The sequence below is a fragment of the Klebsiella sp. 141161 genome (assembly GCF_050600815.1).
Lineage (GTDB): Bacteria > Pseudomonadota > Gammaproteobacteria > Enterobacterales > Enterobacteriaceae > Klebsiella > Klebsiella aerogenes.
The window spans coordinates 357,642-384,433 of sequence record NZ_JAQIRN010000002.1 but is presented as its reverse complement, the minus strand read 5'-3'; the positions used below and the strand labels follow the sequence as shown (position 1 = coordinate 384,433).

Sequence of the window (26,792 nt, the reverse complement as noted above, 5' to 3'; positions counted from 1 at the left end):
AGTATGAAAAAAGGTTTATTGATGTTCACCCTGCTGGCGGCCTCGCTCTCCGGCGCGGCGCATGCCGATAGCGCGGCGATCAAACAGTCGCTGGCGAAACTGGGTGTGCAGAGCACCGATATTCAACCGTCGCCGGTTTCCGGGATGAGCACGGTGCTTACCGACAGCGGCGTGCTGTACGTCACTGACGATGGTAAACACATTATTCAGGGACCGATGTACGACGTCAGCGGCGCGCAGCCGGTTAACGTCACCAACCAGTTGCTGGTCGGCAAGCTGAACGCCTTAACCAAAGAGATGATTGTCTATAAAGCGCCGAAGGAGCAGCATGTCATTACCGTCTTTACCGACATCACCTGCGGCTACTGCCATAAACTGCACGAGCAGATGAGCGACTATAACGCGCTGGGGATCACCGTGCGCTATCTGGCCTTCCCGCGCCAGGGGCTGCAAAGCCAGGCCGAGCAGGATATGAAAGCTATCTGGTGTGCGAAAGATCGCAATAAAGCGCTGGATGACGCCATGAACGGTAAGGGCGTACAGCCGGCGAGCTGCAATGTGGATATCGCTAAACACTACACGCTTGGCGTACAGATGGGCGTCAACGGTACCCCGGCGATGGTCCTCAGCAACGGCATGGTGCTGCCAGGTTATCAGGGGCCGAAAGAGCTTAAAGCTTTCCTCGACGAGCATCAAAAACAGACAAGCGGTAACTGATTCGCGTGAAACAACAGATACAACTACGCCGCCGCGAGGCGGTTGACGGCGTCGACCTTCCCGCCGACCTGCCGCCGCTGCTGCAGCGGCTGTATGCCAGCCGCGGCGTGCGCAGCGCGCAGGAGCTGGAACGCGGCGTCAAAGGCATGTTGCCATGGACGCAGCTTACCGGCGTTGAAAAGGCCGTTGAGATGCTGCATGACGCTTTCCAGAAAGGGCTACATATTGTGGTGGTCGGCGATTTTGACGCCGATGGCGCCACCAGTACCGCCCTTAGCGTGCTGGCGCTACGCGCGCTGGGCTACGGCAACGTCTCCTATCTGGTGCCGAACCGTTTTGAAGACGGCTACGGCTTAAGCCCGGAAGTGGTCGATCAGGCGCACGCGCGCGGCGCGCAGATGATCATGACCGTCGATAACGGTATTTCATCGCATAGCGGCGTCGATCATGCCCATGCGCTCGGCATCCCGGTGCTGGTGACCGATCACCATCTACCGGGGGATACGCTGCCGGCGGCGGAAGCTATCGTTAACCCTAACCTGCGCGATTGCGACTTCCCGTCAAAATCGCTGGCCGGGGTTGGGGTGGCGTTTTATCTGATGCTGGCGCTGCGTACTTTCCTGCGAGATAACGGCTGGTTCGAGGCCCGCGGTATCGCCGCGCCAAACCTTGCCGAGCTGCTGGATTTAGTGGCGCTGGGCACCGTTGCGGACGTCGTGCCGCTGGATGCCAACAACCGCATCCTGACCTGGCAGGGGTTAAGCCGCATTCGCGCCGGAAAATGTCGGCCAGGCATTAAAGCGCTGCTGGAAATTTCCAACCGCGATCCGCAAAAGCTTGCCGCCAGCGATCTGGGTTTCGCCCTCGGGCCGCGCCTGAATGCTGCGGGGCGGCTGGATGATATGTCCGTCGGCGTCGCGCTGCTGCTGTGCGATAACATCGGCGAGGCGCGGGTGCTGGCCAACGAGCTCGATGCGCTCAATCAAACGCGTAAAGAGATTGAGCAGGGGATGCAGGCCGAAGCGCTGACTCTGTGTCAGCAGCTGGAACGCAGTAGCGACACCCTGCCCGGCGGGCTGGCGATGTACCATCCGCAATGGCATCAGGGGGTGGTCGGCATCCTGGCATCACGGATTAAAGAGCGCTTCCATCGCCCGGTTATCGCTTTTGCGCCTACCGGCGACGGCACGCTCAAAGGTTCTGGCCGCTCTATTCAGGGGCTGCACATGCGCGATGCGCTGGAGCGCCTTGATACGCTTTATCCTGGGTTAATCCTGAAGTTTGGCGGCCACGCGATGGCGGCGGGCTTATCGCTGGAAGAGGCGCGTTTTGAGGAGTTTCAACAGCGCTTCGGCGAGCTGGTGACCGAGTGGCTGGATCCCGCATTATTGCAGGGCGAGGTGGTTTCCGATGGCCCGCTGGCGGCGGCGGAGATGAGCATGGAAGTGGCGCAGATGCTGCGCGATGCCGGGCCATGGGGACAGATGTTTCCGGAACCGCTGTTTGATGGCCGTTTCCGCCTGCTGCAGCAGCGGCTGGTGGGCGAGCGTCACCTGAAAGTGATGGTCGAACCGGTTGACGGCGGGCCGCTGCTGGACGGTATTGCCTTCAACATCGATACTTCCATTTGGCCGGATAACGGCGTGCGTGAAGTACAGTTAGCCTACAAGCTCGACATCAACGAGTTCCGCGGCAACCGTAGCCTGCAGCTGATCATCGATCACCTCTGGCCAAATTGACAACAGTGTATTAATAAGGGCGCGAATCCGGTAGAATTCCGCTCTTATCACCGCATTTTGACAAATCCATTAAAAGAAACCGACCATGTTTGAAATAAATCCGGTAAAAAACCGCATTCAGGACCTCACGGAGCGCTCCGACGTTCTTAGGGGGTATCTTTGACTACGATGCGAAGAAAGAGCGTCTCGAAGAAGTAAACGCCGAGCTGGAACAGCCGGACGTCTGGAACGAACCTGAGCGCGCACAGGCGCTGGGTAAAGAACGTTCTTCCCTGGAAGCTATCGTCGAAACGCTGGATCAGATGACCCAGGGTCTGGAAGATGTCGCCGGACTGCTGGAGCTGGCGGTAGAAGCCGAAGACGAAGAGACCTTCAACGAAGCGGTTGCCGAGCTGGACGGGCTGGAAGAGAAGCTGGCGCAGCTTGAGTTCCGCCGCATGTTCTCCGGCGAATATGACAGCGCCGACTGCTATCTTGATATTCAGGCCGGTTCCGGCGGCACCGAAGCCCAGGACTGGGCCAGCATGCTGATGCGCATGTACCTGCGTTGGGCGGAAGCGCGCGGCTTTAAGACCGAAATCATCGAAGAATCCGAAGGTGAAGTCGCGGGCATTAAATCCGTGACCATCAAAATCATGGGCGATTACGCCTACGGCTGGCTGCGTACTGAAACCGGCGTTCACCGCCTGGTGCGTAAGAGCCCGTTCGATTCCGGCGGCCGCCGTCATACCTCCTTTAGCTCGGCGTTCGTTTATCCGGAAGTTGATGACGATATCGATATCGAAATTAACCCGGCCGACCTGCGTATCGACGTATACCGCGCCTCCGGCGCCGGTGGTCAGCACGTTAACCGTACGGAATCCGCGGTGCGTATTACTCACATCCCGACCGGGTTGGTGACGCAGTGTCAGAACGACCGTTCGCAGCACAAGAACAAAGACCAGGCCATGAAGCAGATGAAAGCGAAGCTTTATGAGCTGGAAATGCAGAAGAAAAATGCCGAGAAGCAGGTGATGGAAGATAACAAATCCGACATCGGCTGGGGCAGCCAGATCCGCTCTTACGTGCTGGACGACTCGCGTATTAAAGATCTGCGCACCGGGGTGGAAACCCGCAACACTCAGGCGGTGCTCGATGGCAGCCTGGACCAATTTATCGAAGCAAGTTTGAAAGCAGGGTTATGAGGAACCAACATGTCTGAACAACAAGCACAGGGCGCTGACGCGGCAATTGACCTTAATAATGAACTGAAAACCCGTCGTGAGAAGCTGGCTGCGCTGCGTGAGCAGGGCGTCGCATTCCCGAACGATTTCCGTCGTGACCATACCTCTGACCAACTGCACGCTGACTTCGATGCCAAAGAAAACGAAGAGCTGGAAGCGCTGAATGTCGAAGTGGCCGTTGCTGGCCGCATGATGACCCGTCGTATCATGGGTAAAGCGTCTTTCGTTACCCTGCAGGATGTCGGCGGCCGCATTCAGCTGTACGTCGCCCGCGATGACCTGGCGGAAGGCGTCTACAACGATCAGTTCAAAAAATGGGATCTCGGCGACATCATCGCCGCCCGCGGTAAGCTGTTCAAAACCAAAACCGGCGAGCTGTCCATCCACTGCACCGAGCTGCGTCTGCTGACCAAAGCCCTGCGCCCGCTGCCGGACAAATTCCACGGCCTGCAGGATCAGGAAGCGCGCTACCGTCAGCGTTACCTCGATCTGATCTCCAACGACGAATCCCGTAACACTTTCAAAGTACGTTCGCAGATCCTGGCTGGCATCCGTCAGTTCATGGTTGGCCGCGGCTTTATGGAAGTGGAAACCCCGATGATGCAGGTGATCCCAGGCGGCGCTTCCGCGCGTCCGTTCATCACCCATCATAACGCGCTGGATCTGGACATGTACCTGCGTATCGCGCCGGAACTGTACCTCAAGCGTCTGGTGGTTGGCGGCTTCGAACGCGTTTTCGAAATCAACCGTAACTTCCGTAACGAAGGGATCTCCGTTCGCCACAACCCAGAGTTCACCATGATGGAACTCTATATGGCGTATGCGGATTATAAAGATCTGATTGAGCTGACCGAATCCCTGTTCCGTACTCTGGCGCAGGACATCCTCGGTAATACTGCCGTGCCTTACGGCGATCAGACTTTCGATTTCGGCAAACCGTTCGAAAAACTGACCATGCGTGAAGCCATCAAGAAATACCGTCCAGAAACCGAGATGGCGGATCTGGATAACTTCGATTCCGCGAAAGCGATCGCTGAGTCTATCGGCATCAAAGTTGAGAAGAGCTGGGGTCTGGGCCGTATCGTGACCGAGATCTTCGAAGAAGTGGCGGAAGCGCATCTGATCCAGCCGACCTTCATCACCGAATACCCGGCAGAAGTCTCTCCGCTGGCCCGTCGTAACGACGTGAACCCGGAAATCACCGACCGCTTTGAATTCTTCATCGGCGGCCGCGAAATCGGTAACGGCTTTAGCGAGCTGAACGACGCCGAAGATCAGGCGCAGCGCTTCCAGGATCAGGTTGATGCGAAAGCCGCCGGTGACGACGAAGCGATGTTCTACGACGAAGACTATGTCACCGCGCTGGAACACGGCCTGCCGCCGACCGCCGGTCTGGGCATCGGTATCGACCGTATGGTGATGCTGTTCACTAACAGCCACACCATCCGCGACGTTATTCTGTTCCCGGCGATGCGTCCGCAGAAATAATCGCTTCTCGCGAAAAGTAAAAAACCCGGCTTGCCGGGTTTTTTTATGTCTGATGTCAAGGTTCGTCGCTGGCGTAGCCTGGGTCTTTAATGCTCGTCACTCGCGGTTACGCACGTAAACGCGCGACAAAGTCTATTAACGCCTGACGCGCGTTTTTGTTTTGGGCTTCCAGTACCATCCACGGGCTAAAGGCCCACGGGGTAGCGGCCAGCGCGCTTAACATTTCCGTCAGCTCAACCCACTGATAACCCATTACTTCATCATCATTCGGTTGCAGCTCGCTGACCACGCGTGCGGCAAAAACCGGGCACACTTCGTTTTCGACGATGCCATTCGGTGCGACGGCGCGGTAGCGGAAGGCCGGATGGACGGGGGCAATATCAGCGATCTCGACGCCCAGTTCGAAGCGGCAGCGCCGGGTGACGGCCTGCTCGAAGGTCTCGCCCTGTTGCGGATGTCCGCACACCGAGTTAGTCCACACGCCGGGCCAGGCTTTTTTGCTAAGCGAACGGCGCGTGACCAGGAACTGGCCTTGCTCATTGAACAACCAGCAGGAAAATGCGAGATGCAAAGGGGTATCGAGCGTGTGGGCGGCATACTTCTCCAGCATACCTGTGGGTTTATCTTGCTCATCCAGCAAAATGACGTGTTCCCCGGCCATGACGACTCCTGAAAAAAATAAATGACCCGGCACAAACCCGCCGGGTCATGTACTCAGGCCACTAGGGTAGCCCATAAATGGGAGAAAGGCATTACCAAAACAAGCCCTGGTAGCATGTTGGCGACAGGGAAAAGCTTGATGTTACAGATGCGTAACCCGGTCGCTACCATCAGCAATCCACCGGCGCAGGAGAAATCCGCCATCATTGACGGGGTGATCATCGGCAGAATAAACACCGCCAGCATCGCCAGCGCCACCTGAATAACGATCTGCGGGATAGCGATGGTCATCACCGCGTAGCCCAGCAGGGTTGCGAATATCCCGGCGGTGAACAGATCGAGGATCGTTTTAATGTAGAGGATCGACGGATCGCCGCTCATACCTTCGGTCATGGCGCCGAAAATACCGGTACCGCTGGCGCAAAACAGCACCAGGATAGCGACGAATTTTTCGGTGAATTCTTCATGACCTAACCCCTGAACGGGCGGCAAAACTTTATTAATCAAGCCACGTGTTGAACCCGCCGCGCTGCCGATGCGTTTTTCCAGATGCAGCAGTTCGCCGAGGAAAGCGCCGAGTACCATTGCCAGCACTACCGCCGGCATATATTTCACCTTCAGCACCAGGGTGATGCCCAGGCCAACCGAACAGAGACCAAAGGTCATCGGTAGCGCGGTTTTGACGCGTTCCGGAAGTTTGCCTCCGGCCATTGCGCCGATCAATCCGCCGATAATCACGGCGGAACCATTTACATATGGACCAATTAACATTGCGAGTTCCTGTTACGCGTAATGCAGCGCGCCTTCACCCCAGCGCGGGATGTTATTGACCTCAAGGTCAAAGAGGTCGAGCGCGCGGTTCACGCTATGGGTAATAATGTCATCTGCGCTTTGCGGGCGTTGATAGAGCGCCGGAACCGGTGGAAAGATGATGCCGCCCATCTCGGTAACCGCCGCCATATTGCGTATATGGCCGAGGTTGAGCGGGGTCTCGCGCGCTAACAACACCAGCCGACGGCGTTCCTTCAGCACCACGTCCGCCGCGCGGGTGAGCAGATTATCGGTGAGACAGTGGGCGATAGCGCCCAATGACCGCATTGAGCAGGGGGCGACTAACATCCCCAGCGTTTTAAACGATCCGCTGGAGATAGATGCGCCCAGATGGTTGATAGGGTGTACCACGTCAGCCAGCGCCATCACTTCGTCTAAGCGGTAGTCCGTTTCCAGCTCGCAGGTCTTTTCCGCGCCTTTGGAGACCACAAGGTGCACTTCTACCGCCTGCGGCCGCAGAAGCTCCAGCGCTTTGACGCCGTACTGGAATCCGGAAGCGCCGCTAATGCCAATGATGATGCGTGGTGTCATGGTATTTGCCCTTATTCGAAATCCGGCAGGAAACGTTTTACATCAACCGCTTTGAACTTAGAGCGCTCAAAGTTGTGCTTCAGATGGAACGGTACGGTGCAGTCGAAAATGGTTTTACACGACATTCCCTGCTGCAGAATGCTGGGGCTGTATTCCGGCACCTGCGACGGGTCGAGCGGATGGCAGCGTACGCCAGGGATCACCACGGTATCGACATCGCCCTGGTAACGGGTTTGCATCGCCCATAGCACGTCGTCGCTATCGAAAATATCAACATCTTCATCTACCAGAATAACGTGTTTGAGTTCCGGGAAGGCGGAGAACGCCAGTAGCGCAGCCTGGCGCTGGCGGCCTTCATCGGCTGGAGACGACTTTTTGAATTGCAGCACCGCGAGCAGCTTGCCGCCGCCTGCCGAGTGGGCGAAGACGTTGAGCAATTTGCCCGGCATGGCGCGTTCTACCATATCGAGAATACTGGCTTCGGTCGGGATCCCGGCCATGTTGACATGTTCTTCGCCTGGCCCGACGGTGGTGCGCCAGATGGGGTTGATACGATGGGTAACCGCTTTAACTTTAATGACCGGAATCGCCTCTTTGGCTTCGCCGGTATAGCCAGGGAACTCCGGCATGGCGCGGCCGGTATTGGTGTTTTGATCTTCACGCACGCGTACGTTCGGCAGCAGTTCGCCTTCGATAACGATTTCAGCGTGGGCGATGGCTTTTTCATTAATGGTTTTACACTGCACCATCTCCACCGGATGGCCGCGCAGCGCGCCGGCGATACTTAGCTCATCAAAGCCCAGCGGGGTGGTCGGCGGTTCAAAGCAGGCGGCGATTTCGATAGCCGGGTCCACGCCGATACTAATCGAGATCGGCAGCGGCTGTCCCGCCGCTTCCGCCTTCATGCGGAAGGCATCGATATGGCGGCCCGGCGTCAGCCACATTGAGAGTTCATCGCGGCTCTGTACGCACAGACGATGAATGGTGATATCGGATTCACCGGTTTGCGGGTCGGAGGCATAGCACAGGCCCATGGTGATATACGGGCCAGCGTCTTCTTCGGTGTTGGTTGGCGCAGGCAGCAGCTTGCGTAGATCGAAATCATCATCGCTGGCGAGGTGCACCACTTCCTGGCATACTGCCGCGCCCTGCACCATGGTCGGGGCAATGGCATTTTCAACGGAGTCTTTCAATAGGTGGCCCAGTTTCGCCGGTTCACACTGCAGGAACTGGCTGACGCGCTGGCGTGAACCGTTCAGCCCGATGGCTACGCTGATGTCGTTGAAGCCCTTAATGTTGTTGAATACCATCACCGGGCCGTTCTTACGCGTCGGACGCTGGCAGGTACCGCCGGCGCCCACGTAGCGATAAACGCCGGAGAGCTCGGCGTGGGGATCGACTTCGGTATCGGTTTCAACATATTCGCCAGGTAGCGTTTTTAATAGCGCCAGGGCAGAGCGTAAATCATGCACCGACGACGGCGCTTTTTTATCTGAGTGTGCCATGAGTGTTCCTTTGGGAAAGCAATTTTGCTAACCGCACAATATTTTTGTTCGATTAATTAAACAAATACCGTTTACCGGATGGTCAGTAGATCAAAAAGGTTTAATTTAAAAAGCTGTTAAGAAATGATTAATTAAAATGGAGGGATTGCCGCGGCTTTTTATTTGATTCCATTAGTGCAATACTGACCTGCAGATAAAGAGGGGTTAGATAATGGATCTGAAACGCTTACGCTATTTTTGCCGGGTGGTCGAACATGGCTCGGTTAGCCAGGCGGCGAAATCGCTCAACATGGCGCAGCCGCCGCTCAGTAAGCGGATACAGGAGCTGGAAGAAGAGCTGCAGGTGTCGCTTTTTGAACGCCGCGGCAACCGTATTGAACCAACGGAAGCAGGCTATTTTCTTTATCGTAAGGGTTGTGAAATATTACGCCAGGTGGAAGATACCGCCAGGGAAACGGCCGATATTGCGCAAAAGACCCGTGCGGAAGTGCGCGTTGGCTTAACTCATCTTTATCAAAACTATTTTCAGCCTTTATTAATGGAGCTCTATCGGCGAAATCCAGAAACGGCAATAAATATCTCGGTGACCGATTCAAGTCATCTGGAAACGTTATTAAATGAAGGCGCTATCGACCTGGCCTTAATACAGCGGCCCTACCGTAGTGAGGGTTTCGATTATGTCTCCTTTGACCCGATAAAATTGGTAGCCGTCATTAATAAAAAATGTCTGCCGCAGCCGCCGTCTAATCCCTTCGATTATAACGCGCTGGCGAAGATGCCGTTGGTGCTGCTTCACCGGGCGAAAGATTCCGGCACCTATGAGATGCTGATGGATCTGTTTCGTAAATCCGGCGTCAGTGCGAAGGTGATTATGCATATTACCCAACCAGGGGTGATCCTCGACTGGCTGGAGGGCGGACTGGAAGCGGCGACGTTGTTGCCATCCTCGGAAGTGAATGCTGAAAAACTGCCTCATTGCTATGTGGTTGATGTCTTCCCCTCGCCGCAGATATTTTATCCGGCGCTGGTGAAATTACCGTCAATGTCGTATCTCCCGGCGTTGATGGATATTATCGCCGGAGGTTATCCATTTAACGCGCCGAAGGGAGTAGAGGTCGTAGAATAAGCGTAGAACATTGGGGATCGTCCATCGGGCTGGTATGATATTCGCCCATGACGCCGAGATGAGAAACCGTTGAGTGCAGGACGCCTGATGAAAACACGCTTTTATATCGCGATGATGCTGCTTGGTAGCCTGGTATTAGCCGGCTGTTCCAGTACATCCGATTCTGGTTCCACCTATACCGTGAAGCGCGGCGATACGCTGTATGCGATCTCCCGTAGCACTGGCACCAGCGTACGCGATCTGGCGCGCTTGAATAACATCTCTCCGCCATACACTATTGAAGTCGGACAGAAGCTGAAACTTAACGGCGGTTCGAAAGCAAAAAGCAGTACCGCCGGGAAAAAATCCTCCAGCACCCGCACAGCCTCCGTAACGCCATCATCGGCGGTGCCGCAGTCCTCATGGCCGCCGGTGGGGCAGCGCTGCTGGCGCTGGCCGACCAGCGGTAAGGTGGTGATGCCGTACTCCACCCGCGATGGCGGCAATAAAGGTATTGATATCGCCGGTACCCGCGGCCAGCCGGTTTACGCCGCCGGCTCCGGTAAGGTTGTCTACGTCGGCAATCAGCTGCGCGGCTACGGCAACCTGATCATGATTAAGCATAACGAGGATTACATCACCGCGTATGCGCATAACGATAAGATGATGGTTAATAACGGCCAGAGCGTGAAGATTGGCCAGCAGATTGCGACCATGGGCAGTACGGACGCCGATTCCGTACGGCTGCATTTCCAGATTCGCTATCGTGCCACGGCCATCGACCCGCTGCGTTATCTGCCGCCGCAAGGCAGTAAGCCTAAGTGCTAAAAGGTTATTTTATCAGCAGTTAGCCCAATCCGGGCTTGCCACAGGGTGCGTAAGGTCTATAATGCTTTTCGCACCTCTTCGCGGGCGTAGTTCAATGGTAGAACGAGAGCTTCCCAAGCTCTATACGAGGGTTCGATTCCCTTCGCCCGCTCCAAATCTTATTAATAATCAATAAGTTAGATTATTCAGTCAGTTACGTTGCTCTGCTTTACAGGTACAACTTAAACTACCCATTGTACTACGCCCGCACCTGTCGCGTGATTGGTCTGTGGTACAGGGGAGCATATCTTCACACTGGCAGTCGTTCCATCGTTCATACTGCGACAGTACAACAACGAACAAAAAGCCGCATACCTGGCATAACTCCCGAACAGATTGATCACACGCATTTAAGCCCGATGTGTGGCCTTGTGGCTGCGTAAACAGGTGAATAGTGGTAAACGTACCTGCACACGATATGCAGGTTCTGCCAGCGCTTCGCTCACGCTCCGAAAGATACACGAGCACCCTGATAAGGTGTGATCCTTCTGACAATCTGATTTGATCACTGATGACTTTCGCAAAGCTAAACCAACCAGGTTGGCCTGATGAAGTCGCTACGCTTGTTGCTTGTACCACTAACGGGGCGTTATGGCTTCTATTGTCTGAAATCTGATACATTGCATAAACATCATGTGGATTGCTGTAAAATTCATCAGTATGATTGCTTGCACAATCAGCGATTGGGAAAGCACTTCTGGAAGATAAGGGACGAGACGATATGAAAGTGACTGATGAGGCTTTGTTACGTTCAGGGTTTACGCAGCCTGAATTGCAGAAGATAAAAAGCAATATTGAAAAATATGGAGGAACGCTTGGAGAGGCCATAAATGACCTCGCCAGGCGATTTGTTACCTTGGCGGGAGTGGTGGCTGTGTGTGCCTTAATCCTACTGCTACTTATCGTCTTCAGCTCACCTGATAGAGCATTTGCATGGGGGCTGGCGATGATCTTTGGGGCTGCCATTATGTTCTTTGCACAGCCGCCGGTAATTTCCTATAAATCCTGGCGTTACCGAAAAACTATCAAGGATTAACTGGTTCCATTTTCTGTTGTCAATAGATCGAAAATCACTTTTGCTTTAACACCATACCCGACAATCTTCATTGTTAGCTTAGGAGTGTTCATTGTGCTGACTTTGCGATAGTAATCGTGTGGAAGCCAACGGAATAATCTCCAGGCTCCAGTTTTTCGAGCGAGACCTACAATGCTGTACACACTGGCACCAAGAGTAACACCATTATAGAGAGCCAGGCCCGTGTTAGGATTAAATCCCATGAACTGGGCCGTATGCATCGCGGAGTCAGCAATGATGCCTTGCGAGGGTTTATGTCCTGCTGGCTGATCAAAGTTGAGCACTTCTTTCGTTAATCCGTTCATTCCATCGGCAATCAGGACTGCCCCAGCCAGCATACCAATCGGCCCCATAGTGGATAACATCATAAAGCCACCAAAGAGAACCACGCCTGATAGCACCACATTTACAGCGGATATAACATAACCGACGATTTTATTGTTTTCCCTGACAAACTCGACCTTTGCATAAAGTTGGGCGGCTCTGGTTCTTAACAGGCGTTCTTGTTCTTGCAGATTATCTGTTTCGACACGCAGATTCTTGATGCATGCAATGCATTCTTCATCGGTTTTAGCTCGTCGTGCTGTTTCAAATTCTTTCTCTACGACCTGCCTTATCTCTTCGACAAACTTGATTCGTGTAAGACCATCTTGCAAATAGAATGCTGACAACCGGTTTGCTGTTTCGACGAGTTTCCGGGCTTCAAGATTCACCATGGTATCTGACCATGTTCTGTTCCAGCCCCTGTTGAGCAGCGCAATATCCATTAAAGACTCCTTCCCAAAATGTGTCTGGTCATTTTACGTGCAGTAAGGTCGAAGACAACAGGAAATGCTTTCCCAACGTCTGATTTTAGCGGAACGAACACATAATCAAACTCTGAGACTCCACATGGTAATTCTCTATTTTTCATTGTCCGACGTTTCAAACGTCCTGGAGTACGGGCAGGACTGCGAGCGCGTCACTAGCGTAATAAGCAATGCCCCATCAAGCGGAAGCTAGTACAGGCTGCGTTTAATACGCAGACCGAAGAGTTTTACTTTAACGCTGACGATTCTGTTATGTCGTTTCGTGAATGGAAAGAGGCGAACGGAATTGGCCGTAAGACCCACACCTGCCGCGCAGAGACTGAGCAATGGCTAAATAAAGAGCCTGCTCGTTATGTTGAGCCACTGCCGCCAGACTTCCCCGGCGTTCGCCTGGACGATGCCACATTGAAACCGCGCGAGCACGCCGTCCCCGAATCGACAACCGGACAGAATGCTTTTCTCAAAGCCTGCCGCGAGTTCCTGATTTGCGATGATTCCATCCTGAAAAGAATCTGCTAAAGCTGGGCGCTGACTCTATGACCGATCATCCGTGGCGATTCAGAGAGATACATCAGGTCATCCTTAACCCGACGCATATCCAGAAGGTGATTAATCCGCAAAGTGATTCATTACGCAGGCAAAGCGGGGTGAAAAGTTATCGCCAATAAGAACCGTTTCCTCATTCAGCCGCTTTAACATATACAGCTTGTCGGCACGTTCGTAAGCGTCGAAGAAGAGGTAATCGACAGCGTCCGTTGCTTCATCATCGGGGGATTTTTCGCGTCCCTCGGGAGTGAGCATGAAAACGCCGGCAGTATGTCCAAGCGGACGAGCATACCGAAAGAACAATTTTCGGTTTACAGCAAACTCGCCGTCATCGCTTTTGAGCTTTCCTTGCACTGATAATGAAAGGTGCCCGGAGTTGTAGCTGGTAATCAGCATGATTCCGTGGAGTTCCTTTTTGGTATTCTGGATGTCGAGTATCGACGTGAATTCCGAGGAGCAGGAAAAACTGATTTCTTGTTTTTTAGCATTCCCAGTGATAATCAAATAAGCGATTGCTGCCAGCCCAATAATGACGATTACGACTGACCAGAGTAAAAAAGAGTGATCGCTTTCCTGCTTCATATCATTCCTCATGATGGTGATACTGGCTGATGCAATGGTAATAGCCGAGGTTGAGGCCGCATTCAGCGGCAAACGACCAATCAACCAGGTTATGGTTGCTCGCCCAGGTATTAAGATACAGATCTTTAGGGTGCGAGCAGTTGGGGCTAATCCCCACGGACTTGAAAATATCCAGCGCTTTCTTTTCACTTATCGTGTCTGTGAGGGCATTTCCTAATATATGTACACGGCATTGCTCGTAGTCGATGGTGCGCAAGATAGCCGCGTCTGTCATGGCGATATGATTGGGTATCCATGTTAACCACGCTGTCGCCAGCACGGCGATGCTGGTAATTAACGCTGTGATAGCGACAGGCCACCGGTTTGGTTTCTTTCTCCTCGGCGTCGATGCAACATAGGCAACTCTGGCGGCCGTTTGCGCTTCTTCCATTTGCTGAATATTGATATTGACGTCGCCCATCCGAAATCCAATACGAGGAATGGTAACGATGAGTTCTGCAGGATGACCTGTTGACGTAATGGCTTTACGCAAAAATGAAATGTGCTGGTTAAGATTCGCATCCGTCGCCCTGGCGCCATTCTGCTGAAAAACATTCAGCAGAATTTCATCGCGCGAAGATATCTCTTTACCATTTTGCAACAAATAGAGCAGTAATTGTGTGGCCACATTATTCAATGTAGCTATTTCACCAGATGCCACGTCTTTTAGGGTATTTTTAAGTGGTCTGAAAACTAAACCATCACCAATAATTACGGATTTAATTTTGTTTATTGGTATATGAGAAATCACTGATGTCTCCTTTAAAGCAGGATATCTCGCATTCGAGTGGGGGAAGCAACAGCATAACATAATTCATTTATAAAAAGAGGTTGTGCCATAGATCGCTTTATTATCATTTACATAACAATATTTTAATATTCTTTATGTCATCATTCATTCTCCTTCCTTTCTTTCACTATCTTATTGTCAGCACTCACTTTTGGTATCCCTTTCAATTTTTAAAAATATTTTATAAATATATTCTGCCAGTTATCTGTTCTAAATTAAAAAATAGTTGATAGTTAAAAACTCTATAAAAACTATAAATAATAGACATTAACACTGTTGGTTGCATGTTTTTTGGCTGATTTTTAGGTAAAAGATCGATCTGCAGGCGGGAAAGCAACACGATTTCCTGAGTTTGATTGATTCCGTATTTTGGCATTGTGTCAATTTTTCGTCGACTTAATATAAGCCCCGAAACAGCGTAAACGACTGTGGACGGTATTTCTGATGGAATACCAATGAACTTCAAAATACGGTGCGGCTTGAGATGGATTGTTTGCAAGGATATGCGCTGCCGCCACCGCGAGATCGGGCTTTCCCGGACAGGAATTGTCTGTGGAAATAGATCGTCGAAATAACCAAAACACAGATATAAGGTTAAGTAGTAATATGAAAATGAAAAACGTGGCTGTGGCCTGTGCGCTGATGGCGGGAATGACTTTTACTGCATCTTCTGCTTTCGCTGCAAAAAATGTTGAACCGACTAACGGTAAAATCCACTTCACCGGTTCTCTCGTTAATTCCGCATGTGGTCTGGCGCCAGAATCCAGCCCGGTGCAGGTGAATTTTGGCGAGATCCCAACCTCTCAGTTAAAAGACAACCAACGTGCTGGCGTTAAACATGCCAAAATCGTTCTGCAGGGTTGCGATACGACTGTCGCAAAAACCGCTACCGTGACTTATACCCCGGCAACGATTGATGCAGACAACAACGCGCTAGCCGCCTTCACCTCTGGTACCGCCAAGGGCGCAGGCATCGGTATGGTTGACAGCGGCAACCAGGATGTTGAGTGGGGTAAAGCTGCCTCTCAGGTCAACATTACCGATGGCGAAACCGACATTGATTTCGTCGCTTACCTGCAGGCAAACAACGCATCTGCAGCGGTAACTCCGGGTGATTTTGAATCTACCGTTAATTTCCAGATTGATTATCAGTAACGATCTGCAGCGGGCGCATTAACGCGCCTGCTTAACCCTTCCTGCGAATAACTGAAAGGAAATGCGGTTATGCCTGGATGGCGTATTTTACTGCTTTTTATCTTCATATCGCCTGCATGGGTTTCGGCTGACACTCAACGTCTTGTCAGTACGCCCGGAAAAATGCGTATGCGGGGAAATATTATTGAGGCTGCTTGTTATGTCGATCCGCGCGACCGGTCGCTACTGGTTGAATTTGATGACCTCTCAGCCAGAGATATTTCCGGAACACCTGAAAAAGTATCTGCGCATGATTTCAGCATTCATTTGCTGGGATGCTCGCTAGGGGATTCTCAATACCCCGGTAATTTGTTCCAACGCGCCAATATTACTTTTTCCGGCGCCCCCGATAGCGACAATCCAGATTATCTGAGCGTGCAATCGGAAACTGAAAATTTAGCGATAGAAATATACGACAGCAAAGGACAGCAAATTCATCTGGGCAAACCATCACCGGACTATGTACTTAACCCAGGAAAAAATACGCTCAAGTTTACGGCTTATTTGATCTCCCGCGACGGAAGAATGACATCTGGCGAATTTACTGCGGTCACGCATTTTGTTGTGAATTATCTCTGAGCTGCACTGCAATTCGGGTATCTGAAGGTTGCGAACGAAAATGATCACGCTGAAAACAGATAAAAAACGTCTGGCACTATTTATTGCTCTGGTCTGCGCCGCTTCATGGGCTGAAGCGGATGAGGCCATTGAATTTAATACCGACGTACTGGATGCCAGCGACAGGCATAATGTCGATTTACAGCGTTTTTCCGAAGGCAACTTTGTGGCTCCCGGAGAATATCTGCTGGATGTTCGTATAAACAGCCAGGAGATTCCTCAACAGTCAATCCGTTATATCGCCGATCCTGCCAACTCACATAAATCTATGGCGTGTCTGACGGCGCAACAACTCGAGTTACTGGCGCTAAAAGAAGAGGCGTTGACCCATATTCATCCCATTAGCGCAACCTGCTATGACATTTCCCGCCTGCCGGGTGTGGCGCTGAATAATAGCGCAGGCGTGCTGGACATTACCGTGCCTCAGGCATGGATGAAATATACCGACCCAGACTGGACGCCGCCGGAGCGCTGGGATAACGGCGTCGCCGGGCTGATTTTTGACTACAGCATCTCAGGGCAGGCCACGCATTACGAACAGGGTGGCGATCATTATCGCTCGCTGTCCGGCTATGGGCAGACAGGTTTTAACCTCGGCGCATGGCGTTTTCGGGGCCAGTATCAGGCCAATTACGCTTCAGATGATAATCATGGGCGTATCGACTGGGATCAGATCTATGCATATCGCCCGTTACCAATGCAGGCTGCAAAACTGACGGTCGGCGAAATCTATCTGAATTCTCAGGTTTTTGATTCGGTGCGCTTCACCGGGGTCAACCTCGCCAGCGACGAGCGTATGCTGCCGCCAAATTTGCAGGGCTACGCGCCTGAAGTGCACGGCATCGCCCGCAGTAATGCGAAGGTCACCGTCAGTCAGCAGGGCCGTGTTATCTATCAAACCACCGTTCCTGCGGGGCCGTTTAATATTCAGGATCTGCACGGTTCGGTACGCGGTACGTTGGATGTGCGGGTCGAAGAGCAGGATGGCAGCGTACAAACTTTTCAGGTCAATACGGCTGATATTCCTTACCTGACGCGCCCGGGCTATGTTCGCTACAACGCCGCGGTCGGCAAGCCATCGCGTTATAACCACGACGTTCAGGGCCCTGCGTTTTATAGCGGCGATTTTTCCTGGGGGGTGAGCAATGCATGGTCACTGTACGGGGGCGCGTTGCTCACCGGCGAGCGCTACAACGCCTGGTCGATGGGGATTGGACGGGATTTAAGCTGGCTTGGAGCGCTGTCGGCCGATGCGACGCAATCCGTGAGTCGGGTGAAGCATCAGGCTGAACAAAAAGGCATGTCCTTTAAGCTCAGCTATGCCAAAACCTTTGATGAGTACAACAGCGCGATTACCTTTGCCGGATACCGCTTTTCACAGCGTAACTTCCGCACCTTCTCGCAGTTTCTCGACGAGCAGTATGAAAGTAACAACAGCGCCGGCAACGAAAAAGAGATGTACACCGTTACCGGCAACAAAACCTTTTTTGCTGACGATCCGCATTTAGCGACCACGCTCTACCTCACCTATACCCACCAGAACTATTGGGATCGCGGTTCCCAGGATCGTTACGGGTTATCGATGGGACACAGTTTTTCCTTCGCGGGTATCCAGGGGATCAGCGCCAACCTTGCGGCTTATCGCTCTGAGTATCAGGGCAAACGGGACGACAGTCTCTCGCTTTCAATTTCAGTGCCATGGGGCGATGGCCGCTCTATGGATTATGAATTACAGAACAGCGGTAACCAGACCAGCCAAATGGTTTCGTATTCCGATAACCGCGATCGCAACAATCCGTGGCGCTTGCGCGCAGGGGTTTCCGGGGAAGGTCATACGGCATTTGATGGCTATTACCAGCACCGCAGCATGATGGCGGAACTGGAATCCAACGTCAGCTGGCAGCAATCACGCTATTTCTCCGTTGGCGGCACGGTACGCGGCGGCTTTACGGCGACGCGTCACGGCGCGGCGTTACATAACAGCCAGGCGTCAATGAATACCGCCAGAGTGATGGTTGATACCGATGGCGTTGCCAATGTGCCGCTTAACGGCGAACAGGCGCACTCAAATCGTTTCGGTATTGCTGTTGTACCGGACGTCGTCAGCTATCACAGCTTTGATACCCGTATCGATGTGGACGCCATGGATGAGGACATTTCCGCGACCAAAGCGATCGTGACTAACACCCTGACGGAAGGCGCCATTGGCTACCAGCGCTTTGCCGTCGCGCAGGGGCAAAAAATGATGGCGCTGCTGCGCCTGAAGGATGGCTCGGTGCCGCCGTTTGGCGCCGAAGTGTTTAACGCCAACGGCGTCAGCGTCGCCATGGTGATGGAAAACGGCATGGCCTGGATTGCGGGGGTGAATCCGTCCGAGCGTCTTTCCGTTGCCTGGGCTGGTCGTGCGCAGTGTCACTTACAGATGCCGCAACAAATCAACCCGGAAGGTAACGTGCTGTTGCCTTGTGAATAATATCAATAACCTGAATGAATTTTGTCATGAATAATAAATCTCTTAATTTCGCGCGCCGTTGGCTTAAACCCGTGACCTGTGGCCTGTTTTTTATTGCCCAGATCAATGCTTCATGGGCGGGAATTGCGCTCGACCGTACCCGCATGATCATCACCGGTGATGCGCGCTCGGTAAGTGCGAACTTAACCAACACCAGCCCGAGTATTCCCTTTCTGGCTCAGTCGTGGGTAGAGGACGCCCACGGAACAAAAATTACCTCGCCATTAATGGTCTTACCGCCGCTGCAACGGATTAACGGTGGGCAGAAGGGAATCGCCCGCGTGACGAAAACCAGCGGAATAAACGCGTTGCCACAGGATCGCGAGAGTCTCTTCTATCTGAACGTGCGTGAAATTCCGCCAAAACCGGATAAGCCGAACGTACTGCAGTTGGCGATGCAGTCGCGGATCAAATTGTTCTATCGGCCGACAGCTATCGTGCCGGAAACGCCGGGGGCCGTGTGGCAAAACCAACTGACCTTTCACAAACAGGGTCAGCGCTGGACCGTGGATAACCCAACGCCATACTTCGTCACCTTAATCGGCTTAAGCCGCAAACCTGAAGCCCAGGGCGGCGGCAGGCTGACTGATTTCCCGGGGATTATGATCTCGCCGAAATCCTCCCTCGATTTCAAGGTTTCGGATGCCAGCGTCAGCCAGTTCAGCATGATGTACGTGAACGATTTTGGCGGTCACCCTGAATTGAAATTCAGCTGTACAGGCAATGTGTGTAAAGCATTGCCGATGGAGCAACAGCCCCGGTAAAGGACTCGTAAATGAAAAAGATGCTTTGCGCTCTGCTGATGGCAGGCATGGCCTGCTCGGTTCAGGCCACAAGCGGCCGCCATGATATGAGCAACGTTTCCGGCGAGTATGGCAACGTCCGCTTTCATGGCCGGGTATTCGTTTCGCCGTGCGTGCTGGATATGGCTTCACGCGATCAGACCATCGATCTCGGTGATATTTCCGCCAGCCGCTTTCGCCAGAGCGGCGATCGCAGCGATCCGGTATTGGTGACGCTGCACCTGAATGGCTGCTTAAAAGGCTCCGGGCACACGTTAAAGGACTTCCCTGGGCAGACCAGCGAGCTCCCTGAGCTGGCGCACAGTACGGTGGAGCGTGGCGTTTCGATGACTCTGATGGCCGAAAGCGCGCCGGAAAACAGCGATCTTGGGCGGATTCGCGGCGATGTGCGCGGCGCGGGCATTCGGCTACTGACCGAACGCAACCAGTTGATCCATCTGAATCAACCGCAACGCATGTGGATCCTCAAACCGGGCGATAACGCGATTCACTTTCTTGCCGCGCTGGAATCTTTTGGGCAGGAGGTGACCGCTGGCGACTTTAACGGTCTGGTCAGACTTAAGCTGGAGTATCTATGAGCGTATTGCACAAAGCACTGCTGTGGGTCGCCCTGGCGGGCTGTCCGCTGGCCGGGCAGGCATTTACCCTCGGAGAGGGAGAACCACAGGGCGGTTCGCCACATCAGTACGATATTGAACTGAGCTCGCTGGATGTCAGCAAAAACCACGAGGGCGGCAGAACGGATCCGTTCACCTGGAATTTGGGCAGTTGGTATGTCGTGGATTTTCATTGTGAGCAGGCCGACATCTCGCGACAGCCGATTTACTACACAACCACGACCACCATGCCGCCTTCTAATCAGGGAGCGAACCGTTTTCGTCTGAATGAGTACCTGGATGTGGAAGTCCAGGTATGGGTCGCAGGGCGGTATAACAACTATGTTCAGGCGCCGTTCACCAACTTTTCGAATCGCTACAACGACCATAACTGCAAAAAGCGCAAAGGCTACGAGCGAGCTACTAACATTGAAAGTGGCTCTAAAGGGAAAGTGACGTTTATTGTCACTAAACCCATTATTAACGGCATCAATATTACCTCTCAGTCGCTGGTGGAGGTTGCTGGACGTCTGGGCAACGCGGGACCTACGCCGACAACGCCAATTTCCCGTGTGGTCATTAAATCCGGGCTCATTACCGTACCGGACAAATGCATCTTTAATCGGGGAGACAAAATCAGCATTGAATTTGGCGATCTGCCAGGCTCCGCCGCCCGGCTCAACGGCACCAACTACAGCAAGTCGATCCCCATTCATGTGGTCTGCGAGGGGGGGAGCTTCGATCAGGGCGCGTTGAACATTAATCTTGGCGTACAAACTACCACGGCGTCAGGCACGGCGGGGTTTAACGATCATCTCCTCGGCACGCTGAGCGGTGGCCAAAAACGCGACGACCTTGGCATCGTGATTAAAGACGCGAGCGGCGGCACGGTCGTGCCCAATCAATTCTACAACGTGAAGGGTTTTTACCAGAATCAGGGCGACTGGAATCTTACCGCCGCGCCGGTGGCAAAACCGGGCGTGGGAAGCGTTAAAGAAGGTGAGTTTGAAGCTTCTGCCACCGTTGTCGCGCAGTTTCAGTAGGGGGATGCCATGAGATTTACGGCGTTAATCGCGACCAGCGCGCTACTGCTTGGCGGCTTGGCGCAGGCCGACACTAAGCTGGTCGGCGGCGATATGTATTTTCACGGCACCATTCGAGCGTTGGCCTGCAGCCTTGTGCCAGGAGGCGACAAAATCGAGGTCGATTTCGGGCAAATCGCGACGCAGGATCTCTATCTCTCGGGGCGCAGTAAGCCGAAAAAATTCAGCATTGAGTTACGCGACTGCAACCCTGAGGTTTTTCGCGGGATCTCGGTCACTTTCAGCGGGCGTGAGGATGCGGAGTTGGCGGATCATCTGGCGCTGGATAGCAGTGAACAAGGCGCCTCCGGAATCGGCATTGGAATGAGCGAAGAGGATGGTACGGCAATCCGCCTTGATGAAAGCACGTCAGTCAAAGAGATTACTGAAGGCTCGATGACGCTGAACTTTTTGGCATGGGTCGCGGCGGAACCGTCGGCGATAAAAAATCAGACTCTCGAATACGGCCCCTTCAGCGCCAGCGGGACCTGGACGCTGAACTACCAGTAGCATGATGAACGCATTGCATCGTATTGCGCCGCTGCCGGCGCAGAAAGTATTGCTCGTTGTCAGTCTGCTGTTCTGGGGCGGGGCAATGCATCTCTACTGGCCGAATAACGGCGGTAGCGGTTTGTCGTTGCCGCTAAATATTACGGCCTGGATTTATGCCGTTGTGCTGGCAGCTAGCGCATCGATGCTGGTACCTCGTCAACGCTGGCGGATAACTATACCCGCAGCGGGGTTTACGATGGGTGCGCTCATTCTAACGCTGCTTTGTCTGTTGACGCCTGAGGTTTGGCAGTCCGAGGCGCTACTGGTCGCGGGGGCGTTGCTGGGAGGCGTGCTTGTTTATTTGGCGACGTTGCAAATTCCGCTTACGACAAACACGCTGACAGTACTGCTGGCTCTGCTCTGGGGCGCGTGTGTCCTCGAATGTCTGGCGTTTACCTATCAATACTGGCATTGGCCGGGGGTGAATTACTGGGAGTTTGCCTGGCGGCGCGGTACGCGCCCCTACGGTATTTTTCAGCAGGTTAATCTGATGGCCAGCTTCACGGCGTGTGGCGTGCTGCTGTCAGCATTGCTCTTTTTACGGCTACGTGGCGGATATCGAATTATCATCGCGATTGCTCTGGTGCTAATGGGATTTGTACTGCATGAGTCTCAGTCGCAAACCGGTTACCTGTCTGTGGCGGTAGGCGAGGCCTTGCTGCTGGCGGTTTTTCCTGCGCAGCGCCGTACGCTGCTGTTACTTCTGCTGCCGCTGGCGATAGGCATGATTGCGGGCGCGCTTGCCCGCCATTTCTTGTCGGTGGTGACGGTTAATCACCTGACGACCTCCCAGGTGCGCTGGACGGTGTTGAAAGCATCGCTGGCATTATTTGCCGAACGTCCGTGGGCAGGATGGGGCGTGGGCAGTTTCGCCGCCGTGTTTCTTGAACGCGCGGGTCCGTTGGGGCTGAGTAGCATCTCGCATCCGCATAACGAACTGGCGCTGTGGCTGGTGGAGGGAGGGCTGATTGGATTGCTGGGGGCGCTTTGTTTTATGGCGAGTGGTTTATGGCTCTGGCTATACGGCAATCGCTGGCATCGCGCCTGTCTGGTGGCGGCGCTACCCGTCGTTATCCATATGTTGACGGAATACCCCGTCAGGCAGTCAACGCCACACTGGCTACTGCTGATTTTGTTGCTTCGTTGCGCAGACTGTAGGCGAAAGGGGGCACGGCTGCCGTTCACCCTGGCGACGCTGTTGCGTGCTGTGGCATTGATCGCGGTTGTTGTCATCACACCATTGCTGTTTCTCACGCTGCATACGCAGCAGCAACTGACGCTGGCGGAGCGACAATCAACACAGTGGCGTCTGGCCGAATCTCTTCCTGTAGGAGGCTGGTTGCTTGCCACCCGCTACCGGTTTGATGTCCAGATGGGGTATCTACAACGATACCAACATACCCGCGATGAGCGTTGGCTGGCAGCCGTTCGCCGCTGGGCGCCTGACTATGTGCGTGTTCAACCGGACCCGAATGTCTCCTTCACGCAGATCTTGCTGGCCTTACAGCAGCGAGATCTGGCTGAGGCGCATCGTCTGGCGACGCGCTTTTGTCTGTTATACCCGAATGATAGGCGTATTCCATGGCTGCAGAATGCGCGACGTCCTTTTAATCAAATAATGGAGTGAGATAAGCAAATCCTCTTATCGGCCCACGCCCATTACTGAGCCAGAACGACCTGCGCGAGCCGATCGGTGATGTTATCAAGCGTGCAAATCTTAATACGATGGTCCCGTGAATCAGAGAGGATAACCGTTTCTCCGTCGCCTTCGATTTCAAGAATAAATCTCGCCCCCAGGCGCCTGGAATTTTTATAGCGGGTGCTGATTCGTTGGGGAGAGCAGTCGTTGATGATGCTTAAATAGGGAAATTGCTGACGCAGGCTACGCCCGAGCAGCATTGCCTTAGCAGCCACACGAGGCTGGCCTGCAATAATCACAATGTCGGTCGGTGGATGCGCTCTGGCGGGTTGGGGACGATAACCGAGCAGAGTGACAATCGGCTCCATCATGAATGCAAAACCGCAGGCGGAAACCGGTTTTTCAGCAATACGGCTGGCGCAGGCGTCGTATCGGCCGCCACGGCTGATGATTAACTCGCGCTCCATGGCAATGCTGCGCCATTCAAAGACCAACTGACAATAGTCATTGGCGGGAAACAGCGCAGGATCGTATTGCCAGGCAATACCGGCTTGGGTCAGGGCGTGCTGAAGGCGCTGGAACCGATGACGGGAGTCAACGGTAATAAAATCCGCCAGGCAGGGCGCCGCAGGAGCAAGACGCTGAAGAAGGATATCCTCATGATGGATCAACCACTCCGGATGTTTCTCCAGCCAGTGCTGCTGCTCCGGGTTCAGCAAATGCGCGATGGGCTGATAATAATCGCGTAACGCCCGGCGGAAAGCCGCCAGCGAGGGCTCGTCACCCAGCATATTAATATGCAGTTCCGCCATTTCACCGAGGCCAATACGCCTGAAGAAAACCGCCTGCATGACCAGATGCTCGAGTTCGATATCAACGCCCGGCATGCCGAATGCTTCGACGCCAATTTGATGATTTTGCCGGATATCTCCATCCAGGGAGCGTTGACGGAACATGGCGCCTGAATACCAAATCCGGCTCATTACTGCGGTATGAGGGTTATCGGCCATCAGGCGTAGACATCCGGTTGTTCCATCGCCACGTAATTTTCCCTTGTCGGCCATCACCGGGCCGCCTGGGGCGAATAGCGATGTATGTTCAAGTAAGGGTAACCTGATTTGTTGATAGCCATGCTGGCGCAGAAACTGTTCAGCCTGAAGTTCCAGCCAGGTCCACTGTTCTGACGGGGAGGATTCATATTTACGCGGGCGGCCGCAATGTCTTGCCCGCAGCGGCCTTTCCATCTGGGCTTCAAGTTGCTGGCTCAACGCTTGCGAGGCGAGCAGGCAATTTTGCGCCAGTGCATGGCGGATTCTGGTCACCAGCGCCCGATTTACCGGTTGCCGGCAGAACTCCTGGAAGTGGGCCTGTCGCTGTTGCTCATTCTCACCGAGCTTGAGCCAGGCAGGATGAGGAACTATCAAACCTGAAGGCAGATTACCGTGACTATGGCACCCCGGGCTCCCGTCTTCGTCACATTCAATAAAGCGTTTTACGGCCAGGAAATAGGTTTCAGGTTCCAGCGGGCTGCATAGGTAGCGGCTGTCCCACAACGCGCCATGCCGTTGGTAACGACGATTATAATAAGGCACATAGCTGCGTCCGATATGCTGAATAAAACGGCTCAGCGCCTGTTTATCCGGAGCGCTGACCAGCAGCAGGATACGTGGAACGGCAAGTGACCAACTGTGAATAGACACGGCGTAACGTTGCGCCGCGTCTTGCATACACCGTTCGAAGGTTGAGTAATCCTCCTCGTGGCGGAATAACTCCTCGCTATTATGCCCGCGAAGCTGCGCCAGATGCGGCATCCCCGGAATAAATAATCTGTTTTTTCTCGGCATGTCCACGGTTCTCTGCTTAAGGATCTCGCTGTGTGTCAGGGTGAAATGCTGAAGGCGGGATAAGCGCCGCGACGAGTACCGTCCTGCCGCACGGTACCCAATCTGGACGTGTTTACTGACAGTGCTGTTGCAGCCAGTCAATGAGCGCTTTCTCTTCGAGCGACATTTGACGGGAGCTGGCGAGGTCCCATAGCCGTATCTCATTGTCGGTATTCAGCGTGATTATCGCGCGACACTGGCTTTGTAGGGCGGTTTGATGCTGGCGTTTAAGTTTGTTGCCGCTGCAATCCACCATCACGCTTAACTTCTCAATACGCTGGCGCAGAAGCTCCGCCAGCATCTGGGCCCGCAGGCCATCATCCTGACATTCACTGGTAATGACCACGTCTGGGTGAAAATGCCACAACGGATTATCTTTCTGGCTGACGGTCTGAATCAGTAGCAGCAGGCGTTCGATACCGATGGCAAAACCGCAGGCTGGCAACGCCTTCGGATTGAATAACTCCGCCAGGCCGTCGTAGCGGCCACCGCCGCAGACGGTACCCTGCGAACCCAGTTCATCAGTCACCCACTCAAACACGGTGCGGGTGTAGTAATCCAGCCCGCGCACCAGACGCGGATTAATGATATAGGGGATGTCGGCTTTATCGAGCAGTTCGCAGAGTAGCGAAAAATGGCGACGGGAGTCTTCGAACAGGTAATCCAGCAATCGTGGCGCCTGTTCCAGCATGGGCTGCATGGTCGGATTTTTGCTGTCGAGAATACGTAATGGATTGGTTTCCAGTCGTTTGAGGCTATCTTCATCCAATTGCTCACGATGAGCATTAAACCAGTCAACAAGGGCGGCTTTATGCGCCCGCCGTTCATCCGGCGTGCCCAGGGAGTTAATTTCCAGCCTGACATGCGGGGTCAGGCCCAGCTCCTGGAACAAATCCCGGACCATAAAAATCATTTCAGCATCGACGTCTGGCCCGGCCATGCCGAAGGCTTCAGCGCCGAACTGCGTGAACTGACGCAGTCGTCCCTTCTGCGGGCGTTCATAGCGAAACATCGGGCCCTGATACCACAGGCGCTGGGTTTTGTTGTAACACAGATTATTTTCCAGCACCGCACGCATGCAGCCGCTGGTCCCCTCGGGACGCAACGTAATCTGTTCGCCGCTTTTATCCGTAAAATTGTACATTTCTTTGGCAACGATATCTGTGGCTTCGCCAACAGCACGTTCGAATAAGGCGACCGGTTCCAGCAGGGGTAAGCGGATCTCCTGGTAGCCATAACGGTAGGTCAGACGACGGAATTTATTTTCAAGCCATTGCCAGATTGGCGTTTCGGCGGGCAGTACGTCGCGCATACCACGTATGGCTTTTAACTTTGCACTCATCGTTTATGACTCCTGATGCGAAATTCCCATATACTGTGCAGGTCTGGCGGGTTCCGGTTGGCGC

At 53.6% G+C, this 26,792-nt stretch carries 24 protein-coding genes, 1 tRNA gene and 1 pseudogene; 17 read left to right on the top strand and 9 right to left on the bottom strand.

Annotation, left to right across the window (positions count from 1 at the left end):
• The first annotated feature begins 3 nt into the window (after nt 1-3).
• The 4 genes from dsbC (at nt 4) to lysS (ending at nt 5,167) form a co-directional block, all read left to right on the top strand.
• Complete coding sequence (gene dsbC / locus PGR79_RS06415) at nt 4-717, top strand: bifunctional protein-disulfide isomerase/oxidoreductase DsbC (RefSeq protein WP_032715786.1); 714 nt, start codon at nt 4-6, stop codon at nt 715-717.
• 5 nt (nt 718-722) lie between these two features.
• Nucleotides 723-2,456, top strand: coding sequence for a single-stranded-DNA-specific exonuclease RecJ (gene recJ / locus PGR79_RS06410; RefSeq protein WP_101743525.1), 1,734 nt, complete (start codon nt 723-725; stop codon nt 2,454-2,456).
• Between the two features lie 85 nt (nt 2,457-2,541).
• Nucleotides 2,542-3,640, top strand: a protein-coding gene (gene prfB, locus PGR79_RS06405) for a peptide chain release factor 2 (protein ID WP_108418699.1) whose coding sequence is annotated in 2 segments (ribosomal slippage) — nt 2,542-2,616 and nt 2,618-3,640 — 1,098 coding nt in all. Because the reading frame shifts where the segments join, the coding sequence is not laid out codon by codon here.
• 9 nt (nt 3,641-3,649) lie between these two features.
• Complete coding sequence (gene lysS / locus PGR79_RS06400; RefSeq protein ID WP_015369798.1) at nt 3,650-5,167, top strand: lysine--tRNA ligase; 1,518 nt, start codon at nt 3,650-3,652, stop codon at nt 5,165-5,167.
• Nucleotides 5,168-5,273: 106 nt separating this feature from the next.
• Here lysS and idi read toward each other — a convergent pair whose 3' ends face one another.
• The 4 genes from idi to PGR79_RS06380 are packed head-to-tail and all read right to left on the bottom strand — an operon-like array spanning nt 5,274 to nt 8,694.
• Nucleotides 5,274-5,828: an isopentenyl-diphosphate Delta-isomerase gene (idi, locus tag PGR79_RS06395; protein ID WP_087859747.1), complete on the bottom strand. Its 555-nt coding sequence runs from the start codon at nt 5,826-5,828 to the stop codon at nt 5,274-5,276.
• A 53-nt stretch (nt 5,829-5,881) separates the two neighbouring features.
• A complete protein-coding gene (locus PGR79_RS06390; RefSeq protein WP_004144724.1) occupies nt 5,882-6,598 on the bottom strand; it encodes a DUF554 domain-containing protein in 717 nt (238 codons plus the stop codon).
• 12 nt (nt 6,599-6,610) lie between these two features.
• Complete coding sequence (locus PGR79_RS06385; RefSeq protein WP_045359429.1) at nt 6,611-7,189, bottom strand: UbiX family flavin prenyltransferase; 579 nt, start codon at nt 7,187-7,189, stop codon at nt 6,611-6,613.
• Between the two features lie 11 nt (nt 7,190-7,200).
• Entirely contained in the window at nt 7,201-8,694 is a 1,494-nt protein-coding gene (locus PGR79_RS06380; protein ID WP_015369801.1) for a UbiD family decarboxylase, read from the bottom strand.
• A 211-nt stretch (nt 8,695-8,905) separates the two neighbouring features.
• Here PGR79_RS06380 and PGR79_RS06375 point away from each other — a divergent pair, with 211 nt between their 5' ends.
• The 4 genes from PGR79_RS06375 (at nt 8,906) to PGR79_RS06360 (ending at nt 11,702) form a co-directional block, all read left to right on the top strand.
• On the top strand, nt 8,906-9,820 hold the full coding sequence (locus PGR79_RS06375; RefSeq protein WP_101705733.1) for a LysR family transcriptional regulator: 915 nt from the start codon (nt 8,906-8,908) through the stop codon (nt 9,818-9,820).
• An 87-nt stretch (nt 9,821-9,907) separates the two neighbouring features.
• Nucleotides 9,908-10,627: an amidase activator ActS gene (actS, locus tag PGR79_RS06370; RefSeq protein WP_087859745.1), complete on the top strand. Its 720-nt coding sequence runs from the start codon at nt 9,908-9,910 to the stop codon at nt 10,625-10,627.
• Between the two features lie 80 nt (nt 10,628-10,707).
• A tRNA-Gly gene (locus tag PGR79_RS06365) sits at nt 10,708-10,781 on the top strand.
• A gap of 606 nt (nt 10,782-11,387) precedes the next feature.
• On the top strand, nt 11,388-11,702 hold the full coding sequence (locus tag PGR79_RS06360; protein WP_113373009.1) for a hypothetical protein: 315 nt from the start codon (nt 11,388-11,390) through the stop codon (nt 11,700-11,702).
• Here PGR79_RS06360 and PGR79_RS06355 read toward each other — a convergent pair.
• Complete coding sequence (locus PGR79_RS06355; RefSeq protein ID WP_113373008.1) at nt 11,699-12,508, bottom strand: DUF4225 domain-containing protein; 810 nt, start codon at nt 12,506-12,508, stop codon at nt 11,699-11,701. The two genes, PGR79_RS06360 and PGR79_RS06355, sit on opposite strands and share 4 nt — an antisense overlap.
• 201 nt (nt 12,509-12,709) lie before the next feature.
• Between PGR79_RS06355 and PGR79_RS06350 the strand changes: the two are divergent.
• Nucleotides 12,710-13,063: pseudogene (locus PGR79_RS06350) on the top strand (DEAD/DEAH box helicase); the annotation flags it as partial.
• A gap of 96 nt (nt 13,064-13,159) precedes the next feature.
• On the opposite strand, the gene PGR79_RS06345 reads toward PGR79_RS06350, so the two are convergent.
• Together PGR79_RS06345 and PGR79_RS06340 are read right to left on the bottom strand one after the other, a co-directional pair.
• Nucleotides 13,160-13,678, bottom strand: a complete 519-nt coding sequence (locus tag PGR79_RS06345) for a hypothetical protein (protein ID WP_045391971.1) — start codon at nt 13,676-13,678, stop codon at nt 13,160-13,162.
• A 1-nt stretch (nt 13,679) separates the two neighbouring features.
• Nucleotides 13,680-14,468, bottom strand: a complete 789-nt coding sequence (locus tag PGR79_RS06340; protein ID WP_113373006.1) for a winged helix-turn-helix domain-containing protein — start codon at nt 14,466-14,468, stop codon at nt 13,680-13,682.
• Nucleotides 14,469-15,113: 645 nt separating this feature from the next.
• Here PGR79_RS06340 and PGR79_RS06335 point away from each other — a divergent pair.
• From PGR79_RS06335 to PGR79_RS06300, 8 genes are all read left to right on the top strand, one after another.
• Nucleotides 15,114-15,662, top strand: coding sequence for a fimbrial protein (locus PGR79_RS06335; protein WP_015369827.1), 549 nt, complete (start codon nt 15,114-15,116; stop codon nt 15,660-15,662).
• 69 nt (nt 15,663-15,731) lie between these two features.
• Nucleotides 15,732-16,280, top strand: coding sequence for a fimbrial protein (locus PGR79_RS06330; RefSeq protein WP_087859742.1), 549 nt, complete (start codon nt 15,732-15,734; stop codon nt 16,278-16,280).
• Nucleotides 16,281-16,320: 40 nt separating this feature from the next.
• On the top strand, nt 16,321-18,792 hold the full coding sequence (locus PGR79_RS06325) for a fimbria/pilus outer membrane usher protein (protein ID WP_430921277.1): 2,472 nt from the start codon (nt 16,321-16,323) through the stop codon (nt 18,790-18,792).
• A gap of 26 nt (nt 18,793-18,818) precedes the next feature.
• Nucleotides 18,819-19,595, top strand: a complete 777-nt coding sequence (locus tag PGR79_RS06320) for a fimbria/pilus periplasmic chaperone (protein ID WP_113373003.1) — start codon at nt 18,819-18,821, stop codon at nt 19,593-19,595.
• 11 nt (nt 19,596-19,606) lie between these two features.
• Nucleotides 19,607-20,212, top strand: coding sequence for a fimbrial protein (locus PGR79_RS06315; protein ID WP_113373002.1), 606 nt, complete (start codon nt 19,607-19,609; stop codon nt 20,210-20,212).
• Entirely contained in the window at nt 20,209-21,273 is a 1,065-nt protein-coding gene (locus PGR79_RS06310; protein ID WP_087859739.1) for a fimbrial protein, read from the top strand. Before PGR79_RS06315 ends, PGR79_RS06310 begins: the two co-directional genes overlap by 4 nt.
• 9 nt (nt 21,274-21,282) lie before the next feature.
• Nucleotides 21,283-21,822, top strand: a complete 540-nt coding sequence (locus PGR79_RS06305; protein ID WP_087859738.1) for a fimbrial protein — start codon at nt 21,283-21,285, stop codon at nt 21,820-21,822.
• 1 nt (nt 21,823) lies between these two features.
• Complete coding sequence (locus PGR79_RS06300; RefSeq protein WP_113373001.1) at nt 21,824-23,491, top strand: PglL family O-oligosaccharyltransferase; 1,668 nt, start codon at nt 21,824-21,826, stop codon at nt 23,489-23,491.
• 32 nt (nt 23,492-23,523) lie between these two features.
• On the opposite strand, the gene PGR79_RS06295 is transcribed toward PGR79_RS06300, so the two are convergent.
• Entirely contained in the window at nt 23,524-25,551 is a 2,028-nt protein-coding gene (locus tag PGR79_RS06295; RefSeq protein WP_430921274.1) for an ATP phosphoribosyltransferase regulatory subunit, read from the bottom strand.
• Nucleotides 25,460-26,728 carry a histidine--tRNA ligase gene (hisS, locus tag PGR79_RS06290; RefSeq protein WP_395226602.1) on the bottom strand — a complete coding sequence of 423 codons (1,269 nt, stop codon included), beginning with the start codon at nt 26,726-26,728 and terminating at the stop codon, nt 25,460-25,462. The genes PGR79_RS06295 and hisS overlap by 92 nt, the downstream gene beginning before the upstream one ends.
• Nucleotides 26,729-26,792: the final 64 nt, after the last annotated feature.